Origin of the sequence: Enterobacter sp. Lyrl_3 (genome assembly GCF_051948675.1) — a bacterium.
Taxonomy (GTDB): Bacteria; Pseudomonadota; Gammaproteobacteria; order Enterobacterales; family Enterobacteriaceae; genus Enterobacter; species Enterobacter cloacae.
This window is the reverse complement of record NZ_JAYJLI010000006.1, coordinates 22,254-48,483: the sequence shown is the minus strand read 5'-3', so window position 1 is coordinate 48,483 and position 26,230 is coordinate 22,254. Positions and strand designations below refer to the sequence as shown.

24 protein-coding genes and 1 pseudogene are annotated in these 26,230 nt (G+C 53.7%); 10 read left to right on the top strand and 15 right to left on the bottom strand.

Annotated elements, in window-relative coordinates; translation table 11 throughout:
• Positions 1–2 precede the first annotated feature (2 nt).
• The 10 genes from VF709_RS13250 to VF709_RS13205 all read right to left on the bottom strand — a co-directional run bounded on the left by VF709_RS13250 (position 3) and on the right by VF709_RS13205 (position 10,421).
• Complete coding sequence (locus tag VF709_RS13250) at positions 3–863, bottom strand: MrpH family fimbial adhesin (RefSeq protein WP_038418768.1); 861 nt, start codon at positions 861–863, stop codon at positions 3–5.
• Positions 864–874: 11 nt separating this feature from the next.
• Complete coding sequence (locus VF709_RS13245; RefSeq protein ID WP_013095780.1) at positions 875–1,351, bottom strand: fimbrial protein; 477 nt, start codon at positions 1,349–1,351, stop codon at positions 875–877.
• Positions 1,344–1,925, bottom strand: coding sequence for a fimbrial protein (locus VF709_RS13240; protein WP_038418767.1), 582 nt, complete (start codon positions 1,923–1,925; stop codon positions 1,344–1,346). The genes VF709_RS13245 and VF709_RS13240 overlap by 8 nt, the downstream gene beginning before the upstream one ends.
• Before the next feature lie 16 nt (positions 1,926–1,941).
• Positions 1,942–2,688 carry a fimbria/pilus periplasmic chaperone gene (locus VF709_RS13235; RefSeq protein WP_013095778.1) on the bottom strand — a complete coding sequence of 249 codons (747 nt, stop codon included), beginning with the start codon at positions 2,686–2,688 and terminating at the stop codon, positions 1,942–1,944.
• 31 nt (positions 2,689–2,719) lie between these two features.
• A complete protein-coding gene (locus VF709_RS13230; RefSeq protein ID WP_038418766.1) occupies positions 2,720–5,203 on the bottom strand; it encodes an outer membrane usher protein in 2,484 nt (827 codons plus the stop codon).
• 1 nt (position 5,204) lies between these two features.
• Positions 5,205–5,756, bottom strand: a complete 552-nt coding sequence (locus tag VF709_RS13225; protein ID WP_149896797.1) for a fimbrial protein — start codon at positions 5,754–5,756, stop codon at positions 5,205–5,207.
• 88 nt (positions 5,757–5,844) lie between these two features.
• Positions 5,845–6,360, bottom strand: a complete 516-nt coding sequence (locus tag VF709_RS13220) for a fimbrial protein (RefSeq protein ID WP_013095775.1) — start codon at positions 6,358–6,360, stop codon at positions 5,845–5,847.
• A gap of 595 nt (positions 6,361–6,955) precedes the next feature.
• Complete coding sequence (gene mmuM, locus VF709_RS13215; protein ID WP_086528193.1) at positions 6,956–7,888, bottom strand: homocysteine S-methyltransferase; 933 nt, start codon at positions 7,886–7,888, stop codon at positions 6,956–6,958.
• On the bottom strand, positions 7,875–9,275 hold the full coding sequence (gene mmuP / locus VF709_RS13210; protein WP_013095772.1) for an S-methylmethionine permease: 1,401 nt from the start codon (positions 9,273–9,275) through the stop codon (positions 7,875–7,877). The genes mmuM and mmuP overlap by 14 nt, the downstream gene beginning before the upstream one ends.
• A 237-nt stretch (positions 9,276–9,512) precedes the next feature.
• On the bottom strand, positions 9,513–10,421 hold the full coding sequence (locus tag VF709_RS13205; protein ID WP_013095771.1) for a LysR substrate-binding domain-containing protein: 909 nt from the start codon (positions 10,419–10,421) through the stop codon (positions 9,513–9,515).
• Positions 10,422–10,548: 127 nt separating this feature from the next.
• Between VF709_RS13205 and VF709_RS13200 the strand changes: the two genes are divergently transcribed.
• From VF709_RS13200 to VF709_RS13185, 4 genes are all read left to right on the top strand, one after another.
• The gene (locus VF709_RS13200) at positions 10,549–11,688 is read left to right on the top strand and encodes an MFS transporter (RefSeq protein ID WP_223232815.1); all 1,140 of its coding nucleotides are present in this window, start codon (positions 10,549–10,551) and stop codon (positions 11,686–11,688) included.
• A 58-nt stretch (positions 11,689–11,746) separates the two neighbouring features.
• On the top strand, positions 11,747–12,928 hold the full coding sequence (locus tag VF709_RS13195) for an amidohydrolase (protein WP_029882448.1): 1,182 nt from the start codon (positions 11,747–11,749) through the stop codon (positions 12,926–12,928).
• A 118-nt stretch (positions 12,929–13,046) separates the two neighbouring features.
• Positions 13,047–14,156 (top strand): AI-2E family transporter, encoded by a 1,110-nt coding sequence (locus tag VF709_RS13190; RefSeq protein WP_013095768.1) that lies wholly within the window; start codon positions 13,047–13,049, stop codon positions 14,154–14,156.
• Between the two features lie 120 nt (positions 14,157–14,276).
• Entirely contained in the window at positions 14,277–16,061 is a 1,785-nt protein-coding gene (locus tag VF709_RS13185) for a diguanylate cyclase (protein ID WP_440231713.1), read from the top strand.
• A 31-nt stretch (positions 16,062–16,092) separates the two neighbouring features.
• Here VF709_RS13185 and VF709_RS13180 read toward each other — a convergent pair whose 3' ends face one another.
• Both VF709_RS13180 and VF709_RS13175 read right to left on the bottom strand, forming a co-directional pair.
• Positions 16,093–16,602: a hypothetical protein gene (locus VF709_RS13180; RefSeq protein WP_045292999.1), complete on the bottom strand. Its 510-nt coding sequence runs from the start codon at positions 16,600–16,602 to the stop codon at positions 16,093–16,095.
• A 16-nt stretch (positions 16,603–16,618) separates the two neighbouring features.
• Positions 16,619–17,518 (bottom strand): LysR family transcriptional regulator, encoded by a 900-nt coding sequence (locus VF709_RS13175; RefSeq protein ID WP_149896796.1) that lies wholly within the window; start codon positions 17,516–17,518, stop codon positions 16,619–16,621.
• A gap of 99 nt (positions 17,519–17,617) precedes the next feature.
• Between VF709_RS13175 and VF709_RS13170 the strand changes: the two genes are divergently transcribed.
• The 6 genes from VF709_RS13170 (at position 17,618) to VF709_RS13145 (ending at position 22,996) form a co-directional block, all read left to right on the top strand.
• Entirely contained in the window at positions 17,618–18,412 is a 795-nt protein-coding gene (locus VF709_RS13170; protein WP_149896795.1) for an SDR family NAD(P)-dependent oxidoreductase, read from the top strand.
• 24 nt (positions 18,413–18,436) lie between these two features.
• A complete protein-coding gene (locus VF709_RS13165; protein ID WP_149896794.1) occupies positions 18,437–19,651 on the top strand; it encodes an L-dopachrome tautomerase-related protein in 1,215 nt (404 codons plus the stop codon).
• Between the two features lie 218 nt (positions 19,652–19,869).
• Entirely contained in the window at positions 19,870–20,541 is a 672-nt protein-coding gene (locus VF709_RS13160) for a hypothetical protein (RefSeq protein ID WP_130626600.1), read from the top strand.
• Between the two features lie 396 nt (positions 20,542–20,937).
• Positions 20,938–21,195 (top strand): YjhX family toxin, encoded by a 258-nt coding sequence (locus VF709_RS13155; protein ID WP_013095761.1) that lies wholly within the window; start codon positions 20,938–20,940, stop codon positions 21,193–21,195.
• A 10-nt stretch (positions 21,196–21,205) separates the two neighbouring features.
• Positions 21,206–21,952 carry an SAM-dependent methyltransferase gene (locus VF709_RS13150; protein ID WP_149896793.1) on the top strand — a complete coding sequence of 249 codons (747 nt, stop codon included), beginning with the start codon at positions 21,206–21,208 and terminating at the stop codon, positions 21,950–21,952.
• A gap of 234 nt (positions 21,953–22,186) precedes the next feature.
• Positions 22,187–22,996, top strand: coding sequence for a DUF4225 domain-containing protein (locus VF709_RS13145; RefSeq protein WP_149896792.1), 810 nt, complete (start codon positions 22,187–22,189; stop codon positions 22,994–22,996).
• On the opposite strand, the gene VF709_RS13140 is transcribed toward VF709_RS13145, so the two are convergent.
• The 3 genes and pseudogenes from VF709_RS13140 to VF709_RS13130 all read right to left on the bottom strand — a co-directional run.
• The gene (locus VF709_RS13140) at positions 22,993–23,307 is read right to left on the bottom strand and encodes a hypothetical protein (RefSeq protein WP_047023471.1); all 315 of its coding nucleotides are present in this window, start codon (positions 23,305–23,307) and stop codon (positions 22,993–22,995) included. The two genes, VF709_RS13145 and VF709_RS13140, sit on opposite strands and share 4 nt — an antisense overlap.
• A 750-nt stretch (positions 23,308–24,057) precedes the next feature.
• Complete coding sequence (locus VF709_RS13135; protein ID WP_440231709.1) at positions 24,058–25,491, bottom strand: hypothetical protein; 1,434 nt, start codon at positions 25,489–25,491, stop codon at positions 24,058–24,060.
• A 439-nt stretch (positions 25,492–25,930) separates the two neighbouring features.
• Positions 25,931–26,131, bottom strand: a pseudogene (locus VF709_RS13130) (ogr/Delta-like zinc finger family protein); the annotation flags it as partial.
• Positions 26,132–26,230: the final 99 nt, after the last annotated feature.

Here is a 26,230-nt window from a genome sequence, read left to right as displayed (position 1 = left end):
CATCACTCCACCGTAATCAGCATCACAGTGGAGCCCGAAAACTCACCTGCCGCCACGCTGCCATTTGTATGAAGAACTGATTTCACAACGACATTTTCCTGTTCGGCGACGTCCAGAGTGAAGCCCGACGTGCCGAGTACGTTGTCATTCATATAAAGCTCGGAATAGAGACTGCCGTCGTCACGCAGCTGCACGTTGTCTGCGGAGTAGATATACAGCTTGAGCGTCTGTGATGTCGTACAGTTAATACTGACGTTTTCACTGACCTCATGCCCATCAAGCTCCTGACGCGTCAGCGTGCCGTGGTCGAGGGTCAGTACGTCCTGATTGAAATCGCAGGAACCGCTGGGCTGTGGAGCAACACCACAAATACTCCCAGGCATCATAGGGTGGCCCTGAAAAGCGCTTTGGTTGACGTTTGACGCGTTGTTACCAAGGTTTTTGCCCGCTGCGTAAAAAAAACCCACGCACTCTTCCCAATTGACAGCCACACCGCTGTGCCGCGTCGTGGACGAATAAGGGAACGTGAAAATGGTTTTAAACTGCTGACTTACCTCACCCATTGTCTCTGCGGTGATCAAAAACGGATAGGACCCCGCGTCCCAGGAACGCTCTATTCCTGGTCCTGAAGTCCCCGCAACATTATGTCTGTGTCCGATGATCAGAGTACAGGCCGAGAGCTGATAGCATGGATTTGGCGTTGCGTCATTTTCATCCCAGTCGGCAATCGTGAAAGTGTAGTCGTAGCAGGAGTTCGAGCCGCACGATTTGAGGGTGTCGATCCAACTCCAGATTGAGGCTGAAGCGGTGTGACTAAATGCCATGCCGAGAAACAGAAGAAGCGCAAAGAGCATTTTTTTCATGGAGTATTCTCCTACTGATACTGAATTTTCAGCGTGGCTGACGCGCTAAACACGCCCGTTTCCACGGTTGATGCGCCATCTTTAATCGGCGCGGCCTGCAAAACGGGCACCTCCGGCCAGGTAAACGGCATCCAGGTATTTAGCGGCATCGATTCTCCGTTCATATACAATTTGATCCCCAGCCCTTCGCGGTCTGTGGCCAGATAGTCGTCGCTAAACGAGGCTGCCGCGCCTTCAAACTGCATCTCCAGATCGTTGGAGGTCAGATCTTCACAGACCAGCGAATAGTCGATGGTTTTCATAAAGTTCTCACCGTCCAGCTGGCGCGCCTGCAGGTTGCTGCCAAAATCCACGTGGACGGTTTCACCGTTGTTGATTTCACACACTCCCTCCACGACCACGCCGGTGACGTTTACCGTCAGGGATGACCAGGCCACTGGATTGGCCAGCAACAAAGCGATAAGCAGAGCAAAACGTGAACTAGTCATAATTAAGCCTGAAGTGGATCAGCGCCTGCCATGCCCCCGCCACCAGCGGTGCAGAGGTACGTTCCGGCGTGAGATAATAAAAAAGCGTGTTGTTATCTGACTCCAGCAACAGCGGATGCCCCTCATCGTTAAGACGAACCGAACGGTGCAGTCTGTCGGTCAGGTGTAGCCCTAACCCGCTGGCCCCGGTCACGCGGACCAGGCCCGGATTAAACAACTCTCCCGGCGCAACAAAGCTGACCGTGACCGAAGGCTGATCCCGACTCCAGAGCAAATCGCCGCTCCACGCATCGCGTACTGAGGTGGGTGATGGCATACAATCCTCCAGATGGATCTCCACCCGCACCGGCGTACCCTGGTTGCCTGGCTTTTTAAGCGCACCCGTTGCCGTCGTCCCCATGTCCACCTCCTGCCACGCGGAGTCCATCTCCAGACGGCAGGCGCTTTCCGTCAGCGCACCGCGCACGTGCAGCAGCCCATAGTTGCCATCGACCAATTCGTCCGCGGCATTTAGCGATCCTGCCAGCAGCATCAGAGCGAGCCCGCTCCCCTTTTTCCAGTACGCGATAGTCATGCCACTCTCCCGACGGTTATTTTTTCTTTTCCTGCGGAACGGCTTTGCACTCGTTGCCGCCACAGCTGAAGATCAGCTTTGCGCGGCCACCGAAGTCGTTGACGTAAGTTAGCACTGGTGCGCTGCCGAGCGCAGCAGCAGAAGGTGTCAGCACCAGCTGACCTTTCGGCTCAACCATAATCGGCTTGAAGCCTGCCGCCGCTTTGCCAGTGAGCGTCGAAGACGCATTCACCAGCGAGATGTAATACGGCGTCGGATTATTCACGCGGTATTTATCCCCTACCCGCGTCAGGGTCAGCTGTTCCTGAAACGGCGTGGAATAATCGGCACGCTGCACTTCAATAGCGGCCGGGCGATAAAAGAGCTTGATGCGGGTCTGGAGCGCCAGTTGCAGCGTATTAGGCTTGCTGCTTTTGGGCGGGATCTCGCGCAGATTGAAATAGAACAGCGACTCCCTGTCCTGTGGCAGGCGCTGGATCCCCGCGGTGGATTGCACCTTGATTTGACTCTGCTCGCCTGGTTCAATGCGCTGAACCGGCGGCAGCAGCACCAGCGGATCGGTGATTTTTTTACCCTGTGCATCTTCCACCCATCCCTGCGCCAGATACGGCAGTGTTTTATTTTCATTGGTCAGGCGCAGGCTGACGGATTTTGCCGCGCCGTCAAAAATCACCCGAGTTCTGTCCAGCGATATGGCGGCTGTCGCCACGCCTGAAACCATCAGTGCCAGGCCCGTCAGGGCGGAAATTCGCACAATTGTCATCTTGATTAACTCATCTCGTTGTTCAGGCCGGTTATTCCGGCGCACAGGTTAAAAGCAAATTCTCCAGCACGGCTGGCAGCACGGCCGGCAGGTTTACCACGCAGCGGGCTTGTCCATCCCATTTGACGGTCATTTTGCCGTTTGGCTGAATGCCGCTTAGCCAGACGCTTCCTTCGTCATTCACCACCCCCGTTTCCTGGTTTTTCTCGTTCATCACCGAGGCCCCAAATGGCGGGAAGCTCCCGTCAGCCTTGCGGATAAAGGCCATCGCTTTACCACCTGCAATCACGTCAAACTGGCGATAGCCGATCGCCCCTTCGGTGAGCGTGGCCTGTGAGACCGATCGGGTGACGTCAGCGTTTTCATCAAGCTTGTCAACGTCAATGCGGATCGGATTGCGGTAGTAGCTGTTCACATCGCCAATCACCGCTTTCCCGAATCGGTTGGTTTTCACCGAGGCGCCGAATCCCTTCACGGGCACGCCGTCGACGCCTGCGGTATCCACCAGTACGCGGCTGCCGCCCCGCGCGTTCGAGCGGTGCGCTGCGCCCCCTTCGGTGGTCAGGGTCAGACCGCCGGTCACGTTCATGCCCAGCGCGGTATAACTGCCGGACTGATAGCTGGCGTTGGTCTGTACCTGCGCGCTATCGCCCTGCCAGGTGTAGTAGCCGTACGCCGTCGGGCCGCTGCGGGAAAGGCCGCTGCTGACCTGGAAGCTATTGTGTTCATCCACCCGGCCGTAATAGCTCACGCGATGTGTGTTATCGGTGCGGTTAATTGTGGCGCCATAGCTGAGCGAGGTGCCGTTACCTATCGGCAACGACACGGAAATGTATGCCCCGTCGTCTTTCAGGGAGTAGTACTCGCTGCGGTAGGCCGTAAGCGATACGCTCATGTTCTTGAATGGACCGAGATCGACATAGCGCGATAGCGACAGGCTTACGCGATCGTTATCCGCGCTGTTCCAGTAGGTCTGATGGCTGTAGTTGAGGTAAGCGCTCAGCCCGACATCACGGAAGCGTTTGTTAAACGACACCGTGTATTTTTCTTTCGGGCTGTGCGACGTGCCGCTGCCGTAGCGGGTATCGAGGTACTCCGACATACTCATAAAGTCGCGTTCGGAGAAACGATACCCGGCAAAGGTGACCTGGCTGTCGTACTCGTCGAAGGTTTTTGAGTAGCTCACCCGGTAAGAGGTACCGGACAGCGTTCCTTCAGAAGGCAATACCGCCCGCGACTGCGTTACGTCGAAGGCCAGCGCGCCGAGGATGAAGAGATCGCGCCCGATCCCCACCGACAGGGCATTATAGTCACCGCCGATCACCGAGCCGCCGTACAGCGTCCAGCCGTTGGCCACGCCCCAGGAGATTTCTCCCGAGGTGAACATCGGCCCGATCATGCTGTGCCCCCACTCGGAGGGTTTACCCGCTGCCAGCTTGTAGCGCACCGCACCCGGGCGCGTCAGGTAGGGAACCGAAGCCGTCGTGACCTGAAAGACCTGCACGCTGCCGTCCAGCTCTTCCACCCTTACGTCGAGCGTGCCAGAGATGGCATCATTCAGTTCCTGAATACGAAATGCCCCGGCGGCCACCTGCGTTTCGTGTATTACGCGTCCCTGCTGGCTGATGGTCACTTTACCGCCTGAACGGGAGATCCCCGTCACTTCTGGCGCGTAGCCACGCAGGCTCGGCGGCAACATGCTGAGATCGGAATTCAGGCTAACGCCGCTAAAGCGGAAGGTATCGAAGATATCGGAGCTGAGGTAATCTTCCCCCACCGTCAGCTTCGCTTTCAGTGAAGGAATGGCGCGGTAGAGGTAGTAACGGCTAAAGGCGAAATCCTTGTCCGTTTTCCCGTCACGCTTGTACCAGCTGGTCTGCCAGTCGGCGCGGGCACGCCATGGTCCCAGGTTGGCCCCCAGGACCCCATTCCCGCTGATATTTTGGCTGTCTGAACCGGTTTGATTCTGCTGCGCCTGAACATTGAGGTTGTAGTCGGCAATCACACCAGGGATACCCTCATCCCAGCGCGAAGGCGGATCCCAGTTTGGCGCAGTGTACTCCAGCCACGCCTGTGGGATCGCCAGATAAAGCGTGTCCTTTGCAAGGTCGACGCGCATATCCAGCCCTTCGAGACTGGCTTTGTCCAGACACTCACCGTCGCGCAGCCAGCGAAGATCGTCCATGACGCTGGCCTTCAGGTTGAAGCGAGAGAGCTGCTCTGGCGTCAGGCAAATCAGGCTGTCCCGGCCGTTTTCACCCTCGGGATAGACCACGATTCGCTCTTCGCGCAGGATGTCTTTGTTCACCATGATGCTGAAGGTGTAGTCGCCGGGCATGACGTAGCCTCGACGCGAAAAGTGGCTAAGATCGATATTGCTCTTGTCCTGCGTGTCCAGCACGTCGGTATTGAACTGAATATCATCGTCGGCCCAGCTTTTCGCCACCGGCACGATTAAAGCCAAAATCAGCACGCTGAGCGTTGAGCGTCGGAATGTCCGTATCGTTTTTTTCATCTCAGTAGTAATCCATTCTGAAGCGGATCAGAAACTGGTAATCCCCGGCTTTAAGCGGCTGTCCGTTGCTGACAAGCTGAAGCGAATAATTCAGGTTCATACTGCCCGCCGTGACCTCTCTGGCGGGAAACGCCACACCAGGCGCGGCGATATTGCCGTCAATATCGCGGATCGCCAGTTCAATGCCCTGCGCGTCTCCATGTACTGAAAATCGCTCTGTGCCGATCATGGGCTCGAACGTTATCTGGTAGTACTCGGAGTCATATTTGCTGTTCCCGGGTGTTGGCAGCATCAGGCAATTAATTAAGCGAACGGTGAAGGCACGGGTGGGGCCGTAACCTTTAGTCGCAATTTCCGACACGGGTGTATCGCCCATATCAATCGTTTGATCACGGCTATCGAGATCAATTGCACAGGGTGTGTAGAGCACCGCCCCCTGAATCAGGACGGCACCCTCCCCCAGGTTTGCAGCGAATAAAGGCAGGCAATAACCAGACAGGAGAAAAGGGAGTGTTTTAACTAATTTTGTTGTATTCGAAAATATATAACCCATAGCAAACCCTTTTCACTTATTCAGTCGGTATCGAATATCAGACGGCCTGCAAAGGCCGTCTGACGAATCATCGAAATAAGGTCAGGGCTTATTCGTAAGCCAGAGTCCAGTTAGTCACAGCGGTGAAATCACCTTCGGTTGGTGCTTCTCCACCGATGATGTATGCGGAATAGGTCAGAGTGTTGTCGCCATTAACCACGTTCTGTCCACTCGTGGCTTCACCCAGGGTGATAGTGTTGCTGTCGCCATCGGTCATCACGATGCCAACATCGGTTGCATTACCGGTTACGCCCAGTACTGCACCGTCAACGCTGGAATCCGCGCCGGAGAAGGTAGTGGTCACAGTGGTAGCGGTCTCAACAGAGCAGTTTTCCAGGTGAATGTAAAACGGAACCGGCGTAGAGGTACCGCCGTTCGCCACCGCGGAACTGGAAACCTGGCCGAGGCTAATGGTCTGATCTTCATCACCTGCCGCGATTGAACATGGCGCATCGATAACAGAACCGGTGAAGGTCACAACGCCGCTACCCTGGTCAGCCTGAGCACCGAAAGCAGCCATACCAGAAGCCAGAACCAGTGCAGTAAAGAGTTTGTTCATTTTCATAAATATCGTCCTGTAAATTAAGTGAATGACACACACATAAGATTTGTGATGGCTGAATTTGGGCAATAGATGCCCCGCCCGAAAATTGGGATTAATTAAATTATTCAGCAATCAAATAATCTCTTAAACATCATCATCAGCAAATTCAGTTGAACTTACGCATATCTCCCTGCGCTTCGCTGATGCAACAAATAATAACCCGACGATGAAAAAACAAAAGGCAAAATAAGCCATCAGATCAAAAACAAAAGACATTCTTAAATAAGAGATTTAATTAGAATAATAAAAATGAATTACACATCAATTAGTTTTTTATACTAAAATAAATAATAATGATAGATTATCATTCTAAAGCTTAACCTTTTAACCCACACCAACAGTCATAAACACGAGATTATCAAAGTGGATTTGTTGCTGGAGTGTGAAAATTAATTACATAAACTCAAAAAGTATCTGTGTCAGGAGACAATATCATTCGCACGCGAACAGAAATTATCTAGTTGGGATAGGCATCTGAATTGGTCAGAAAGAAATAATGGGAAGGGTATAAAGAGAATTATTCCCGGCCTGCATAACTGCTGACCGGGAATCAGGATTATCGCTGCGCGTTAAGCTCAGCAATATCTTTCGGCGTGGTGCGACAGCATCCACCGATTAATCTGGCACCGGCCTCCAGCCACTGGGGCAAATACCCCGCCAGCGTCTCGCACGCTTCACCGTGATGGTGCCAGGTTTTGGTCACCGCATCATAATGCTCGCCCGAGTTCGGATAGACCAACAGCGGCAGTGTCGTCAGGCTGTGCAGGTGTTTCAGCGCCGCGGTAGTGTTTTCCAGCGCGATACAGTTGATGCCCAGCGCCACGACCTGCGAATTATCTTTCAGGGCCGCGACAACTTCCCGCAGCGGTGTCCCGTCGCTCAGGTGCTCGCTGTCGCGCAGGGTAAACGAGAACCATGCCCGGGCGCGGGGATACTCAGCCACAAGTGCTGCCAGCGCCTTGATCTCCTCAAAGGAGGGCAGCGTTTCGCAAGCCAGCAGATCCGCCCCCGCATCCAGCAACGCCTCAATGCGCGGACGATGAAACGCGGTAAACTCTTCGGCGCGACGCACATAATCACCGCGATACTCAGAGCCATCCGCCAGATAGGCGCCATACGGCCCAACGGACCCCGCCACCAGCAGCGTGCCTGCATGCGGATTTTCCGCCAGATACGCTTCACGCGCCTTACGCGCCAGCTCCACGCTTTTGCCGATCAACGCGCGGGACTGCGCCTCGTCCAGACCGCGCGCCGCAAAGCCCGCAGGCGTGGCCTGATAACTGGCGGTGATCGCCACCTGCGCGCCCGCGCGGTAGTAGTCGAGGTGGACTTCACGGATAAGCTCCGGGTTTTCCATCAATACTTTGGCAGACCAGAGGTTGTCTGCAAGGTTGCACCCGCGCGCTTCCAGTTCAGTTGCCATTGCGCCATCCAGCACCACAAACGGCTGCTTTTCAAGGAGGGCGGTAAGCGGATTATTCTGCGACATGTTCAGGCTCCTGCGATGTCAGGTTTCGGGTCAGGTAGTAGGCACCATAACACAGGGCGACGAACGGCAGGCCACAATAAAGGGCAATGCGCTGGCTCGGATCAAACCACAGGCCGATACACGCCACCACGCAGAGGATAAACCCGAGCACCGGCACCAGCGGATACCACGGCGCGCGATAGTGCAGAGCAGACAGCGGCTGTCCGGACTGCAGATGACGACGACGGAAGACAAAGTGCGACGCGCAGATGCTGATCCACACCGCCACCACCGCAAAACCGGAAATGGCCGACAGCGCCACAAACACCGTGTCCGGCGCAACCACGCTTGAGAAGAGCGCCAGCACGCCACCGAGCATGGAAACGGAGAGCGCCGTCAGCGGCACGCCGTTTTTATTGACGCGGGCAAAGCAGCGCGGCAGCGTTTTCTCGTTAGAAAGCGACCACAGCATGCGCCCTGAGGCGTACAAGCCGGAGTTTGCCGCCGAGAGGATCGCGGTCAAAATCACAAAGTTAAAGATATCTGCCGCATACGGGATCCCGACTTTTTCAAACACCAGCACAAACGGGCTCTTTTCCACCCCGGCCTGCTGCATCGGGATCAGCGCCGCCAGCACAAACACGGTGCCGATAAAGAAGATGATCAACCGGGCAATGGTCGCACGGATCGCCACCGGAATAACCTTATGCGGGTTTTCCGTTTCGCCCGCCGCAATGCCGATAAGCTCGGTGCCGGAGAAGGCAAAGTTCACCGCCACCATGGTCATCAGGATCGGCAGGCCGCCATGCGGGAACCAGCCTTCAGCGGTAATGTTGCTCAGACCCGGCGCAGGCGAACCGTCCTGCATTGGAATAAAGCCAAAGATCGCCGCGCCGCCAAGAATAATAAAGGCGATGATGGTGATAACTTTCACCAGCGAGAACCAGAATTCGCCCTCGGCAAAGAAACGCGTGGAGATAACGTTAAGGCCAAAAATCACCACGCAGAAGACCACGCACCATACCCAGACGGGCACCTGTGGGAACCAGTACTGCATACAGAACCCGGCAGCGGTAAAGCTCGATCCTAGCGCCACCGTCCAGGTGAGCCAGTACAGCCACGCCACGGTATAGCCCGTCGCCGGGCCGAGGTAACGAGCGGCATAGACGTGAAACGCGCCGGTTTCCGGCATCGCCACCGACAGCTCGCCCAGACACTGCATCACCAGCCAGACCACCAGTGCGCCAATGAGATAGGCCAGCAGCGTGCCTGCTGCCCCGGTTGTCGAAATGATATAACCGGTATTAAAGAATAACCCTGTGCCAATCACGCCACCCAGCGAGAGCATAATCAGGTGGCGTGTTTTCATGGTGCGCTTTAGCTGCCCATTTTCTTGTTGTGTTTGCATATTACCTTCTATACGTATGGACATCTAAACATCCAAAGAAGGTGTGTTATACCGCGATTAACATAAAAAAGCTAGACGACCAGACGCAACCGGGCGCGTCGCGCACTGAGTCGGGGATGGGTTGTGAGGATCACATACAGAATCGGACGCCAGGCCATAAGCACCTCCGCAAGCAGATACTTACAGCATGGCGCGGACGGCTGTGATTCTGGCTCAGACAAAAGTCGTATCTGTCCGCTACCAGCTAAACCCTCTGCATGCTTCGCGCAGGCGAATCAAAAACTGACGCGCGTTGGTGGTCATCGCCGACTTTTGCGACCACACCGCGCAATACTGCGCCGACGGCAGTTGGGTGATGGGCAACGCCACCAGCTTGTCATCAAGCTGTAGCGGCTGACACATTGCCCGCGCGACCACCGTCAGATAGTCCGCGTTAAGCACCATATTCAGCCCCGTGATGACGGAATCGGTGCGCAGCGGGGTGATATCCACCTGTCGATAAAAATGGCTGAGCTCATTTTGTAGCTGCTGGTAGTAGCCCATGGACGACTCCGGCAGCAGCCATTTGGCCTGACGCAGCGCCATCAGATCGCGGGCTTCTGCCAGTGGGTGCCCCTTGCGTGCGATGATGCAAAACGGCGAGGTAAACAGCGGTTCGATCATCACCCCTTCCGGCGGCGCCATCGGATCCACCGAGCCGATAGCCATATCTATTTCACCGTTTCGTACGCCAGGCAGGAGCGAAGAGAGCTGCCCCTCCTTCACCGTCAGCAAGACCTGGGGCAGCGTTTTCTTGAACGCCTCGGCCACATCGGGAAAGACGGTCAGCGCAATAAGCGAAGAGAACCCCACCGTCAGACGCCCGTGAGTAAAATGGTTAATCTGCTCCACTTCATCCGCCGCACGCCGCAGCTCTTCAAGCACCCACTCCGCCCGTTGGGAAAACGCCATTCCCGCCTCGGTAAGAGCAATTCCCTCTTTGCTGCGCAATAAAAGTTGGGTGCCTAAAGTTTGCTCAAGCTCACGCAATGTACGGCTCAATCCGGGCTGCGAAACGCCCAGTTCCCGTGCGGCCGAACGGATACTGCCGCTGCGCGCCACCTGACGAAAGGCCTGAAGATGGCCGAGTTTTGGCAGATATTTCATCGCTCGCCCTATAACAAAAAAGCATCACCTATAGCAAAATTATATCTTCCCGCCTGTCTGGTAAACCCCTAGATTCAGAGTGCACACAACAATTCTCATCACACTCTGACGTCAGGCGGAAAACACAATGAAAAGCCAGTCACAGATGATTTTTTTACTTTTTATCGGCTATGTCGTGGTCTACATCGATAAAACCGTAATGGGTTTTGCCCTGCTGCCGATCGAAAAAGAGTTCGGGCTTACCACCGCGCAGCTGGGCTATATCACCGGGATCTTCTTTCTCGCCTACTCTCTCTTTCAGGTGCCTGCTGGCTGGCTAAACGACCGAATCGGCTACAAAACCATGCTGATCCTTTCTCTGTGCGCGCTGGGGATCTTCGCCCTCTGCTTTGGCGCGCTGGGTATGAGCGTTGGCCTGCTGCTGGTGTTTCGCTTTCTCTCCGGCCTGGGGCATTCCGGCTATCCCTGCTCCTGCGCGAAAGCGGTGGTCAGCAATTTTACGCTGGAAAAACGCACCTTCGCCCAGTCGGTCCTGCTCTCTTCCGCCGGGCTGGCGATGACCGTCGGGCCGATTGTGGCCGTCTCGGCGCTGGAACACCTGGGCTGGCACGCCTCCTTTGTGGCACTGGGGATCGTTGCCTGCGCCATCGCCCTGCTGATCGCCTTGCGCGTGCCGTATCAGAAACCCGCGCCACGCCAGGCCGCACATGGCCAACGCGAGGCGCTGTGGCGTAACCCCACGGTGCTGCTGCTGTTTTTCTCGGTGTTTTGCATCAATATCCCAAGCTATGGCCTGTTGGCCTGGCTGCCTAAATTCTTTGTCCAGAGCATGGGCATGCCGATTGAGGTGTCCGGTTATATCGTGGCGGCTGGCGGCGCGGGGATCTGGCTTTCGTCGTTGTGCACCGGCTGGCTGGTCGGAAAATACTTCCACCACCGCGAGCCACAGGTGATTTTGATCTGCGCACTGGTGAGCGCTGCTGCCATTCTCGGCATCTTCCACACCGCCACGGCGGTGAGTGCCAGCATCCTGCTGTTCGTGGGGGAGATCTTCCTGATGGCCACCTTTGTGACCGCGTTTACCCTGCCAATGAAACGCCTGCCGGAGAACATCATGGGCTCGGCCATCGGGCTGATAAACACCGGAGGGACGCTGGGGGCTTCGTTTCACCGGTTGTTATTGGCTATCTCGTTGGAAAAAGCCACAGTTATGAAAGCGCATTTATTTTCTTGTCACTGGCAATGGTGTGCGCGGGCGTGGCGATAGTGCCATTGATAAAAAAACCTGCGCCCTCACTGCCGGTGACTGACTGAAGGAGACTGTCATGAAAAGTAGCACTGAAAACCTTATCCGCGACGTTCACGACGAGGTGATCCGCTGGCGCAGGCATATTCATGCCAACCCGGATCTCTCATTTCAGGAAAAGCCGACCGCAGATTTTATCGCCCGTGAACTGGCGAATCTGCCGGAGCTGACGATTAGCCGCCCGCTGGAGAACAGCGTGGTGGCGGTATTACAGGGTGAAAAACCCGGCCCGATGTGGGCACTGCGTGCTGATATCGACGCCCTGCCGCTGCAGGAAGAGAGCGGTGAAGCATTCAGCTCAACCAAACCCGGCGTAATGCACGCCTGCGGTCACGATGCCCACACCGCCATGCTGATGGGCGCGGCGAAAGTGCTTTGCCACCTGCGCAGCCAGCTGTGCGGCAGCATCAAGTTTATCTTCCAGCCTGCCGAAGAAGTGCCGCCGGGCGGCGCGCGCGAACTGGTGGAGAAAGGTGTGGTTGACGATGTCGAGAAGATCTTCGGTCTGCACGTTTTCCCGACCAGTCCTACCGGTAACATTACGCTGAAAGAAGGGGTCTATGTCGCCTCCAGCGATAATTTTGATATCACAATTTTCGGCCGGGGCGGACATGGCTCAATGCCGCAGTTCTGCATCGACCCGGTGGTAATCGGCGCTGAAGTTGTCACCGCGCTGCAAAACGTAGTGGCGCGTAATCTCGACCCGATTAACGCCCCGGTGCTGACCATCGCGACCTTCCAGGCCGGTGACAGCTATAACGTGATTCCGGACAGCGCCCGCCTGGCCGGAACGGTGCGTACTCATAATCAGCAGGTACGCGAGCAGGTACCGCAGCTGGTGCAGCGTATTGTCGAGGGCGTCGTCAGTGCCCACGGCGCGCGCTGTGAGATCCGCTGGCAGCAGGGTTACGCCGTTGGCAACAACCATGCCGACACCAATGCCATCGCCAAAGCGGCGATTGCAGCGCACTTCGAAGAAGGAACGCTGCAGCTTGCCGATCGGGCCCTGTTTGGCAGCGAGGATTTCTCCTCGTATCAGGAGAAAGTCCCGGGAACGTTTCTGTTCATCGGCTGCGGCAACGAGGAAAAAGGCGCGGTCTGGAACGTCCACAATCCACACTTTCGCATCGACGAGGCCGCGCTGGCAGTGGGCGTGAAAACGCACGTTGCGCTGGTGAGCCCGCTGTTTGAGGAGATTTGACCCCTCCCATCCTGACATTGCCCGGCGGCGCGTCGCCTGCGCCCCCCGGCGCAATGGTTGGTAAATCCGTCAATCAGTTCTATAGTCGTCACAGTTTCTTAGTAACCAGGACTGACTGATGCGCTTTAACGGACTGACCAAAGGTTTCTTTATCTTTATTCTCGCCCTCGTGACGTGGGCGTTTTTCGACGTGCTGTCGCCCTACTTCTCCGCCATTCTGTGGGCCGCCATTCTGACCGTTATCTTTAATCCGGTAAAAAACAAGCTGCGCGCCGCACTGGGAGATCGCAACGGGCTGGCCTCGCTGCTGACCATCGGCATTATCTGCCTGATTGTCTTTATCCCGTTGATGGTGATCTTCTCCTCGCTCGCCATTGAGCTGAACGTGGTGTACACCAAACTGCAGGAGAACAACACCCAGTTCCCGGAGGTGGTGGCGAGCATCTTTAACCATCTGCCGGACTGGGCCAGCGGTTTCCTCGCGGATCACAACCTGACCAACGCCGCGCAGATCCAGAAAAAACTCTCCGATGTCGCCCTGCAGGGCGGGCAGTATCTGGCGGGCAGCGCGTTTCTGATCGGCAAAGGGACATTCGGCTTTGCCATTAGCTTCGGCATCATGCTGTATCTGCTGTTCTTCTTGCTGAAAGACGGGCCGTTCCTGGTGCGCCAGATCCTCGACTCCCTGCCTCTGTCCGATTTCGCCAAGCAGCACCTGTTCGCAAAGTTTGTCGGCGTCTCGCGGGCGACGGTAAAAGGCACGGCGGTTGTCGCGGTGGTTCAGGGCACGCTCGGCGGGATTGCGTTTGCCATTGCCGGTATCGACGGCAGCATCCTCTGGGGAGCGCTGATGGCCTTCCTCTCCCTGGTGCCTGCGGTGGGGTCGGCGATTGTCTGGGTTCCGGCTGCCATTTTCCTCTTCGCGACGCATCAGATCTGGCAGGGGCTGTTCATTGTCGGCTTCTTCGTGATTATCGTCGGGCTGGTGGATAATATCCTGCGCCCGCTGCTGGTAGGCAAAGACACCAAAATGCCGGACTACCTGATCCTGATCTCAACGCTTGGCGGCATGGAGCTGTACGGCATTAACGGCTTCGTGATTGGCCCGCTGATTGCCGCGCTGTTTATCGCCTGCTGGAACCTCTTCTCCGGTCGCGATCATGCGGGTAACGCCGAAGAGCTGGATGCCGCGTTTATTGAAGAAGGGAAAAATCCTCCAGATTTATAAACCGCTGACGATAACCTTCCCAACAGGCGGCACTGTGCCGCCTTTTTTTTCGCCTTAAATCAAACGTTTTCTATAATTTGAAAGAACGCCATCCTTCTTTGGTCGTAAAAGGATCACCAGGTGCGAATCGCGACGATAACAAACTGGGCCTACGGTGCCACGGTCTGCCTGACCCTCGCTTCCGGCATCATCATGCTGATGGCGTCCAATGCTGACACCCTTGAGCGTCAGGCCGTTGAACAGCGGCAGAAATTTGATGCGCTCACGGAAGATATCGAAACCGATATCTGGGCGCAGTCTGATTTAGCCCGCCTGTACGTGATTAAAAAAGATCCGCAGATCCTCAGGGAATACAACCAGTCAGAGAACAAGCTGAAGAGTACCGAACTCCGGCTGGAAAAACTGCAGGATGTCGGCGCGTCAGATGATGAGCTGTCCCTGCTGCATGAAGGGATAAAAATCGTCGATGAGCTACAGGACGAACAGCAGGCCGCCCTCACCCACACGGCGCAGGGAGAAGATGCGCAGGCCATCGCCCTGCTCTACGGTGCGCCCTATGAGCAGGAGCTGGAACGCGCCCAGAATCAGATCGATCACTTCCGCCAGATACTCGACAAGCGGGTGATCGCTTCCGTTCAGGAGGCAACCAAAAAATCGAAAACGCTGCGGACAATCTCTGAAATGATGGTTGGCCTGACCGCCCTGCTGTTCCTGTTTGTGCTTGGCTTTATCTTAAAACGGCGCGTGCTGCGCCCGGTGGTACGCCTGAGCGATGTGGTGCATCGCCTGGCGTCGCAGGACTATGCCGTAGAAACACCCAATTTCAACCAGATCGATGAGATTGGCGATATGGCGCAGGCGATTCGTATCTTTCGTGAAAATGGCCTTGCGCGGCAACGTCTGGAAAAAGAGCGCGACGCCGACTGGGCCATCCGCGAGCTGCTGGCGCGCATGACCCAGCGGCTGCAGGGGTGTGAGAACTTTGCGGACGTGATTAACGTAGCGGAGCTGTTCGCCCCCAATATCGCGCCGGGAATTGCCGGGCGGCTCTATATCCTCGACCGCGATCCGTGGCAGATGCGCTGCGTCGCACAGTGGCTTTCGCCGCCAGGAGAGGATACGCCTTTTCATCCCGATGAGTGCTGGGCGGTCAGACGTGGGCAGAGCCATCCTCCGGTGAATGGCGAGCCGGATATCGCCTGCTACCATCTGCCGGCGTCGCACACGCATACGTCGCTCTGCGTTCCTATGATTGCCCAGGGCGAAGCCATTGGGTTGCTCTCCTTCCAGAACATCACTGCGGAAAATGCCCCTTCCCGCGCCTATCTGGAGCTGATGGCTGAAGCGCTCGGTCTGGCGCTGGCCAACCAACGTCTGCGCGATGCCCTGCTGGAAAAAGCCCTCTTCGATCCGCTCACCGGCTTGCGTAACCGCCATCATCTGGAAGATACCCTGCGCACCCAAATGGCGCAGGCGGTGCGCAATGAAGAGCCGGTAAGCTGCATGATGATCGACATCGACCACTTCAAAAGCATCAATGACCGCTTTGGTCATGAAGCGGGCGATCAGGTCATCAAAAGCGTGGCCACCATCATACAACGCGCCGTACACGACAGCGGGCTGGCATTCCGCTATGGCGGCGAAGAGTTTCTGGTGTTGCTTTCCGGCGTCGATGAAGAGGCGGCGCAGGCGTGCGCCAAAGAGATTTATAACGGCGTGCATGAACTGTCGCTGCGCTATGGGCTTTCAGAGATTGGCCCTGTGGATGTGTCGATTGGCGTCGCCAGCTATCCGCAGCACGCTCAGAGCGATAACCTGCTGCGCGCTGCCGACGTGGCCTTATACCGGGCGAAAGAGCTGGGCCGTTCGCGTATTGTGAGCTTTGGGATGCTGGAAGCGGGCTGACGGTGATTTTCGCGCCCTGAGCTTCACCGATTCAGGCGCGCGTGATCGCCCAGAGCACCACAATCCCCAGCGCATTACTCCGTTTTTCCACGTACAGGGTAGAGTTGGAATAAACGTTACCCTTCGGGTTACAGATGCGGATCTCTTTTTTTAACTCCGGCTCGTAGACTTCTGCCCCCGAGCAGCTGTGGCGGGTACTGGATTCATACCGGTAAGGTTTGCTCCATGAGGAATAGTCTCCCTCCAGTAGCCAGGCCGTTGTAAAAATCACGAACATGGCAACCGGCAGGCTGCAAATGAAGAAGCCGAGGTATAGTTTTATCGCGCCAGCAACACGCTTGCCTTTGAGTCGTCCCTTTCTGATAAAAATAACCATCGGCACCAGCGCCAGCAGCAACGCCCCTCCGGCCAGATACTGCTCCCCGCGGATCGTAAGGTATGTCACGCGATAAACGTTAACTGACCAGACCACAAAACCAGATAGCAGGGCTATACCGCCCGCGATGAGTGGGAGCCAAAAGGTATAAGTCTCTTTTTTCATGGTGGACATATCCTTGTCATTTTTGGTTGGTGAGAAGATCAATCATCGCCCGGGTGGCCGCCGACTGGCGTCGGTGTGGCGCGAAGAGCACGGAGAACGGCCGCGACCGTCCACGCAGGTGTGGCAGCACCTCGACTAACTGCCCGCGCTGTATCCTGTCGCGGACGATAAATTCATAGCTCTGGCAGATCCCCATCCCCTGTTCCGCCAGCGAAACCACGCCGAGTACATCGTCTGAGATTTCGATAGTTGAACCCGGCAGCCAGTCAATATCACGTTCCTCATCACGAAACACCCAGGGGGCAATGCGCCCGGTACGCGGCATGATAAAGGGCAGACAGGTGTGACGATGCAACTCCTCCAGCGTCTGCGGGCTCCCCATGCGGTGCAGGTAATCAGGCGATGCGACCAGCAGCAGCGCCGCGTCCTCCAGCTTGCGTGCGACTAACCCACTGTCGGGCAACTGACCGAGGCGAATCGCCAGATCGAATCCCTCCGCAATCAGATCCACGTTGCGATTGGTGATGTTCAGCTCCACCTTTACGCGTGGATAGTGTTGGGCAAAGCGCGCCAGCAGCGGCGGCAGACGGTAGTGCCCATAGGTGGTTGGAACGCTCATTCGCACGCGACCGGTCAGATCGCCTTCCTGGCCCCGCCCCTCGCGTTCGGCGTCATCAAGCAGTGCAAACGCAGACCGCGCCTGCTCCAGATAAACGCGTCCGGCCTCCGTCAGCCCCACGCGGCGGGTCGTTCGCTGTAATAACTGCCGTCCAAGCCGCGCTTCCAGGCGGGAAACCGCGCGACTCAGGACAGAGGGTGTGGTGGAAAGGACAACCGCTGCGGCCGTAAAAGAGCCGTGTTCAACGACAGTAATGAAGACTTCAACGTCTCCGAGATAATCGAATTTGCGGCTCATTTTGCTCTTTCAGGAACAAATGTTTTTCAATCTGGCTAATTTATCCCCTCCGGAGTGATGAGTAAAGTGAGCTGCATTCATCACCAGAGGGTAAACACTATGGATCTTCAACTCACCGGTAAGACCGCGCTGGTTACGGGCGCAACCGCAGGCATTGGTTTGGCCATCGCCCGCACGCTCGCTCAAGAAGGGGTTGCCGTCACCCTTACCGGACGCGACCCGGCAAAGCTGCAAAAAGCCGCGGCCACCATCACCGACGCGACGCCTGACGCACAGGTCTTCACCGTTGTCGTTGACCTCGGTACCATGAATGGAGCAGAAGCCCTGTTCGCCGCCTGCCCTGACACCGATATTCTGATTAATAACCTGGGGTTCTACGAAGCCAAAGCCTTCGCGGATATTAACGACGAAGACTGGCTGCACATGTTCAACACCAATGTGATGTCCGGCGTCCGCCTCTCACGCCACTACTTCCCGCGCATGCTGGAACGGAACTGGGGACGGGTGATTTTTATATCCAGCGAAGTGGGCGCCTTTACGCCGCCAGACATGGTGCATTACGGCGTCAGCAAATCAGCGCAGCTTGCTGTTTCGCGCGGTATGGCCGAACTGACCCGGGGAACCGGCGTGACGGTTAACAGCGTGCTGCCGTCGGCGACGCGCTCGGACGGCATTATTGAGTACCTTCGCCAGACCGCGCCTGCCCCGGATATGACCGATCGGGAGATCGAAGCGCATTTCTTCCAGACCTACCGCCCCAGCTCGTTGATTGCCAGAATGATTGAGGCAGACGAGATCGCGGCGATGGTCGCTCTGTTAGCCAGCCCACTGGGCGCGGCATCCAACGGGGCGGCTGTACGCGTCGAGGGCGGCACGTTCCGTTCCATCCTTTAATGCTGAACTCACCGGAGCCTTTTCATGTTCATTCGCACCCGTAGTCTGTCCGCCATTGCGCTGGCGGCGCTGATCGCTTTCCCGAGTCTCGCCAGTGCGGCGACGCTCCAGCCCCTTGAACGCTGGCGCAGCTATGCTGGCGTGAGCTGGGATACCCCGCAGAATGGGCAAACGCCGACGCGGTTTTCCGGCTCGGTTAACGCGCCCATTGCCGGTATCCATTTTGATGCAAAGGGCCGGGCCTTTGTCAGTACGCCCCGGCTGGTTTCTGCCGCCGCCCCCGCCACGCTGAGCATTCTGGATACGACTGTTCAGTCTGGCCCTGCCCGCCTGACGGCGTTTCCGTCCCGCGAGGGGAACGCGGTAAACACCGATCCCGCGCAGAACCTGCGCAACGTGCTTGGCTTTTATATTGATCGTCAAAACGGCTGGCTATGGGCGCTGGACATGGGGTTTGTCGCAGGCGAAACAGAGTCGCCCGTGGGCTCGCAGAAACTGGTCGTGCTGGATCTCAACACAGGCCGCACCCTTAAACGTATCGCCCTGGATGGCGTGGCGGACCGCAAAGCCAGCTTCCTGAACGATGTGGTTGTCGATGAGAAACGCCGCGTCGCCTATATCTCCGACAGCGGCTCGCGGAGCGCACCGGAAAACCGCGTGGGCCTTATCGTCGTAGATTTCACCACCGGCACGGCGCGACGCGTGCTCGACCGTCACCCTGCGCTACAGATTGAGCCGGGCGTCAAGGTGGTTTCACACGGTGCGGAGGTCTGGCCGGGTAAACCCTTATTAATTGGCATCAACGGTATTGCGCTCTCCCCGAATGCGGACACACTGTACTGGACGGTCACAACGGGAACCCATGCCTGGGCAGTGCCCACGGCATTGCTGAGGCAGGCAGGATCAACCGATGCGCAGATTGCCGCCAGTATCCAGGATCTTGGCGTGGTGGGCGGTAACACCGACGGTCTTGTAACCGATGCAAAGGGCAACCTCTATATCACGGATGTCACCCGCAACGGCATTGTCCGGTTTGATCCGAAGCACCACGCTATGTCGCTTATCGCCGCCAGCGAAGACGTTTACTGGCCAGACACACCGGCAATCCGTCCGGACGGGGATTTGATCTTTACCTCGAGTCGCCTCAATGACCACTTCGCGGGAGCCGTTAAACCCGGAGAGGAACGCTATGATTTGTGGCGTTTGCCTCTCGGTGCGTCACATAATACGGGCGAATAATAAAATACCCGTGGCTGGATAATCGCGAACGATTATTGATGCGGGTCAAAGGAATGTGGCTGATTGACTAAAGAACAAGGTCAGGGAGTCGATATTTATCTGGGTAGTTGTCAGCCTGTGTCTGCAGGCCGACAACTCTGCCGGGCAAGATAAACGGCCCTTTTCGGCTCAGGAACATCCACGCAGCCACCTAAATAAAATTATCTCATGGAGAGAAAATGAAAGTTCGTCTTCTAGCGATTGTATCTGCATCCTTAATTCTTGCGGGCTGTGCTGGCTCGGTAAAACCCGACACCGTGAAAGCGGCAAATGGCAGCGCAATTGATATTTATAGCGTATCAGCACTGCCGGAACTGAATGACAACCGTATCGCCGACAACACGCTGCGCGAAGTGACCCCGACTCATGCCGCAGCCGGTATGGGGCTTGCCGTTCTCGGCGCGTTAACCGGTAACATTAACTCCGGTGACTTTGATAAAGAGAACTATAAAGGGACATCCATTGAAACCCTGCAAAACCCGACGAACAGCTGGTTTGTTCCTAAAGCGAAACAAAATATCAGCAAGTGGCTGAACGAAAAAGGCAATGGCCACGTTTACAAGCAGCCGCTCTATATTGGTAAAGCAACCTGGGCGCTGATCTATAAAGACGCCACCGCGACCACACCTCTCTATCAGCTGAAATATAAAGTCCTGTTCTATAAACGCCCGGAAAGCGGAAATATGTTCTCTGCATTTACGGTAGCGGAATGCGCCCCTACGCCAGTTGAAGCGCCACTGAGCGAGTGGAGTGCAAATAATTACCAAAAAGTGACCACTCAAACCGAAAGCTATATGAAGAGCTGTCTGCTGGAACTGGATAACCAGCTGCCGCGTTTGCTGAAGCTGTAATGTGATGTGCAGTACGGCCCGCTTCGTGCGGGCTTGTATCGGGTATGCTCATCCTGCAATACCATGGGGTTTCAGGATAAAAAAGATAGATAGCCGGACCACAGGCTTACCTTTTCACTTCCAGCCTGCCGGGAATACAACATTCTGGCGCCGCACCCTACCCTTCGTGATCACACTTTTTATCCCTGGCTATTCACTTACCAAAAAGCGGTGTTATCATTCGCCTCGTAAATACCTTTCAACTCTACCGAGGCTTTGATGCTGGAGAATGTAATCATCTGATAATCAGCACCCCGACCTTTCAGGCCGGACTGATTATCAATGCGCTGAAATCGAATGCGGACACCGCTGTGTGTTTGCACGTTTTGCACATGATGATTAAACAGGTTTTCCAGTATGAATTTATCCCGTCAGGAACAACGTACCTTACACGTTCTCGCTAAAGGTGGACGTATTGTGCACGTCCGCGATGCATCTGGCCGCGTCACTTCTGTTGAATGCTACAGCCGGGAAGGGCTTCTGCTCACCGACTGCACACTCGCCGTCTTTAAAAAACTCAAAACCAAAAAGCTGATCAAATCCGTCAACGGTCAGCCCTACCGCATCAATACCACCGGGCTGAACAACGTTCGCGCCCAGCCTGATAATCGATAAGGAGAGGATTATGGATATCCCACGTATTTTTACTATCAGCGAAAGTGAACACCGCATTCACAACCCCTTCACGCCAGAAAAGTACGCCACGCTGGGCCGCGTGTTACGCATGAAGCAAGGCGCGCGCATTCTCGATCTCGGCAGCGGCTCGGGAGAGATGCTGTGTACCTGGGCACGTGACTATGGCATTACCGGGACCGGCATCGACATGAGCCCGCTCTTCACCGCTCAGGCAAAGCTGCGCGCAGAAGAGCTTGGCGTCTGTGAACGCGTTCATTTTATTCATAACGACGCGGCGGGTTTCGTGGCGGATGAAAAATGCGACGTGGCGGCCTGCGTAGGGGCCACCTGGATTGCGGGCGGCGTCACCGGGACGATCGAACTGCTGGCAAAGAGCCTTAAGCCAGGCGGACTGGTGCTTATCGGCGAACCGTACTGGCGTCAGCTGCCTGCAACGGAAGAGATTGCGCAGGCCTGTGGCGTTTCATCGGTGGCCGATTTCCTCCCCCTGCCCGACCTTGTCGCCTCTTTCGATGAACAGGGCTATGACCTGGTCGAAATGGTACTGGCAGACCTGGAAGGCTGGGATCGGTATGAAGCGGCTAAATGGCTGACCATGCGCCGCTGGCTGGAGGAGAACCCTGACGATGACTTTGCGCATGAGGTTCGGGCAGAGCTGACGAATGCGCCTAAACGCCATGTGACATATACGCGGGAGTATTTTGGCTGGGGCGTGTTTGCCTTAATCGCACGATAAAAAGGAGCAGGCGATATAACCCAAAGGTTATATCGCCTTTTTGCAGGGTGCGCACAATATAATGCCTGTCGTACTTAATTATCGTTAATTGTTCCCTTTATTCGTCATCGTAATTACAGGTGGTTATTCTTTTACTGGCGCGAGATGAATACCAGGGGATCGTCTATTGAGAAAAACCGGTGAGGCGAATATATTGCCCGTAAAACAGCCAGGCATATTAATGAAGGAAGCATAATGGATATTGCGTTGCTTAACAGGGGATGGAACAGAACCTGGTCAGATACGATGGTGAATCTGGAAGCCCGAAAGGTCATCGAAACTGCAAATCGACTGTCAGCTTACTATTTACAAGATGGTCTAACACGTATCAAGTTTGTTGAAGAAATAAAACAGGTCGTAGAAAAAGAGTTCGCGACAGCACGGCGGGCGAAAACCGATGAAGAATGCATTGAATGCCTCAAAAATCTGCGTGCTGAAAAAGAGAATCTTCTTGAGCAAGAGCGCTTGTTAAGGACCAGGTCCGCTCAGCTTTATGCGAAGGTCGAGTTTGTCAGAGAAAATAACAAGATAGTCGGATATGTTATTTCAGCTGTGAATGTGGTGCTTTCAGGGATGGTTTTCTTTGGTGGCTTTATGATGTTATCCACTATGGGGCCAATTGGTATGCTGGCTGGGGCAGTCCTGATTGCCGATGGTATGAACGGATTAACGAAAGAAGTGCTCAACTTTGATCAGCCAGCAGAACATAAACCCTCGCAAGGTATCATTGCTGACTCCGCGATGCATACCGCCCAATTTATGGGATTTAATCCTAACACGGGCCTGGCTCTCTATAATGGTGTTTCTCTTGGAGCCAGTGTGTACAACATTGTAGGACTCGCTCGAAAAACTGGAGCCTGGAGATTATTCCGCTGGCTTCCACACGATTACTATCGCAAAGTCAGCACAATGAGCACTCCTACGCTAACAATGAAGATTGTCGGTTATGGTGTTAAAGCAAAAGTAATTTTCGACCTGGTGACAACAGAAAATGGAACCAGTTAATCCTTGATAGCTTTTCGGTAACGCCAGGATTTATAGGAAATTACCGGCGGCTGCGCAAAGGACATAATGGCAACCCCAAAGATCATCGCCAGCCCCCATGCAATTACTCTATCAGGTGAGCTGAAGACAATAAGTAGTAACAGGATAAAGGTACAAACAGCCACCACTCCCGCCAAGGTAACAAATCGTCTGGCGAGGTCATTTATGGCCTCTCCAAGCGTTCCCCCATATTTTTCAATATTGCTTTTTATCTTCTGCAATTCGGGCTGCGTAAACCCTGAACGTAACAAAGCTTCATCAGTCACTTTCATATCGTCTCGTCCCTTATCTCCCAGAAGTGTTTTCTCATCCGCTGATTGTGAAAATAATCATACTGACGAACTTTACAGCAATCCACATGATGTTTGTGCAATGTATCAGATTTCAGACAATAGAAGCCATAAAGCCCCGTTAGTGGTGCAAGCAACAAGCGGAGCGTAGCGACTGCATCAGTGTTCAGAAGGATCACACCTTATCAGGGTGCTCGTGTACCTTTCGGAGCGTGAGCGAAGCGCTGGCAGAGCCTGCGTATCGTGTGCAGGTACTTTTTCCACTATTCACCTGTTTACGTGGCTCACAGGCCACACATCGGGCTTAAATGCGAGTGATCAATCTGTTTCGGGATGGTTTAGAGACGTTGACATCGTCATCAACTTCGAGTTGATAGCGGTTCGTGGGGAGTGTTCACACTTTGTACCTGTTCGAGCTTTACAACTACAGGCCGCTAGGTGCAAACATACCTGAATAGCCACTGTTAACCATAGCGGCAATTGTTGGTCACAGAATCCCTTAAAAAAAACCGTAACTTGAAAGCAAAAATCGTCTTAAACTGTTGTTTTTAATGGTTTTGTTGTGTGAGTGCCGATAATAGGAACAAAACACCAACTCAATACATTGTTTTATAATGAAAAATAAAATAACCACCATGAACATGCCCCCAAGAATGCCCCAGTTAGATTGGCTATCATTCCTCCAATGATGCGGTAATTATCCAATATGAACAATTACCGCAATTCAGGAACCTAGCCAATCAATGACATCCAGAGCTTGCGCAAGTGTGGGAACAATTGGTCATTTTTAGTCTGATACTCTTCGATAAGCATTAAGATGTCATCATCATCCAATGGCAGAATGTATCCACGATCGTCTTTAGCAGTATCTTTGCAGCTTTGGTATAGTTTTTCTTTATTTTCTATACTCCGGCATACCAATATCCCCACTTTTCCTCTGCTAATCGAGAAGCGCCCGGATAACTGATCTAACTCTGGATTACCAACTTCTTTGCCATAAATTTTACATTCTATGTAAATCATAGAAGAGGGATAGTGCAAGCCAATCCACTTAAAAAAACCAAATGTGGCCTCATTGCAATAAGAAATATCAATTCTCTTTCTTCCATCATGAATTTTATGCTGCTTCGTCGGATGACAAAAAGAAGGGTAAAATAAAATTGAAAATAATTTTTCTATCAAATCTTCATATTTTGTTGCATCATCCCTGCCTGGAACTATGGATTTCAACTCGTCAATAAATGGCTGAAAATCTACTTTAGGCGATTCATTTTCCATTTCTGCAAAATCAGAATGCGGTAATGGCTCAGAAGGTGCATCATTTTTCCTCACTCTATATTCATCAAGAACATGAGGATACTTAAGCGTTTGTTCAACAATTGCGAGCTTGTCTTTCCCGTATTTCTCCATCAGACTTTTTTTAGTAACCCTATGCTTACCGTGCTTCAGCAATTGAATTAGTTCTGATCCAGCTTTTAAATGTTGTTTTTGCATTTCAGGTAATAAAAAATGTCTGTAGTATTCATCATGCTGATAAGTTATTTGATGCCTCACAATAATTTTCGGAACAAGAATCACTTTACCTTCATTAGTCATCGGCAACGAGACATATCCCTGCTCCCACTTCTCCTCCCTTGGATTCCAGATAGGCCCAGAGGGGACATTATCAGTTAACTTAATACCATAGTAATTACAAATGTCTTGCGTGTATTTTATTAAAGGGCCTCTTAATATATTTGAAACTGCATCTGAAATCATGTCAGTTCCAATGCCCTCAATTAATAAAGCAGTATCTTCTAAATCTTGTAACAGACCAGACTTCGCAGCTTTGCTCTTTGTCAGAGCTCCCCAAACAGTCTTTGCAGCACCTTCACCAAAACCATGGCCTCTTGATTTCCCACTCGAGTATCCTAAATGATATTCATTCCTTTCGTTTAAACATGAAAGTAGATTTTGTGCTTTAACATCTTCACCATTTTTAATTAGTTTCAGAACTGTTTCAAAATAATTTTGAAGATGAGAAGATAATTCATTACCCCAAGGAGAGTTAAGTGACTTTATTGCCGCAGGATCTAAAAACACCTCAATATCTGTATCTAAAGGGACATCTACGAAATCCAATTCCGATTGATTCCTTTTAACTCCAAAAAATTCCGAAAAACGCATATGCATCCCTCTAAAGTTTTAATAGTGTTATTATTAATAAACCATGACATGATTCCTTGGTCAACAAAAGTCGATTTTGACCAAAATCGCACTACACCGCACCCGCCTGCGGTTTTCAGATCGCAAAAATTTTTCAGTTGGGATTTTTTACAAATGATAGCGCCAGACCGCGCCACAACTGGGGATTTACAGCGAGCAGGGAACTGAAAAGAGTGAAAAGAATTTCAGCTTTTTTCAGTTTAGCTTTACTCCAACATCGTAACCACTTGAATTAACCTATTGATAGTAAAGAGATATAAAATTTTAGGTGAGATTTTTTAATGATAACTGACGGCACATTTAAAAGTTAACAAACTGATTCTTATAGACCTTTTTTCTTAAGCAGCTGAAATTTAATGAACCGAAGCCGGGAAAATTTTAGTTACTCCCGGCGAACCGTTCAGCGGCTCTCTTTGGCAGCCAACAGGAGTTCTAATGCTTTTTGTCGCTCATCCGGTGGCAGGGCATCCATTAGCTCTTTAATCCGTCCCTGGCCGCTCAAAGCGCTGGGACTAATCGTGTGTGAGAAGGAAACATTCATCACAAGCGTATGCCCACACTCTACATTTGAGCAATAACAGTACACATCTAACAATTTGGGAGGCGGTTTATGTTGCTCACTGTTGACCGAACATGCGCAAAAAATTGACTCAGTTTTCGGGTCTTCTGTCCCACAGTGAAAATATGGAAGGTATAAATG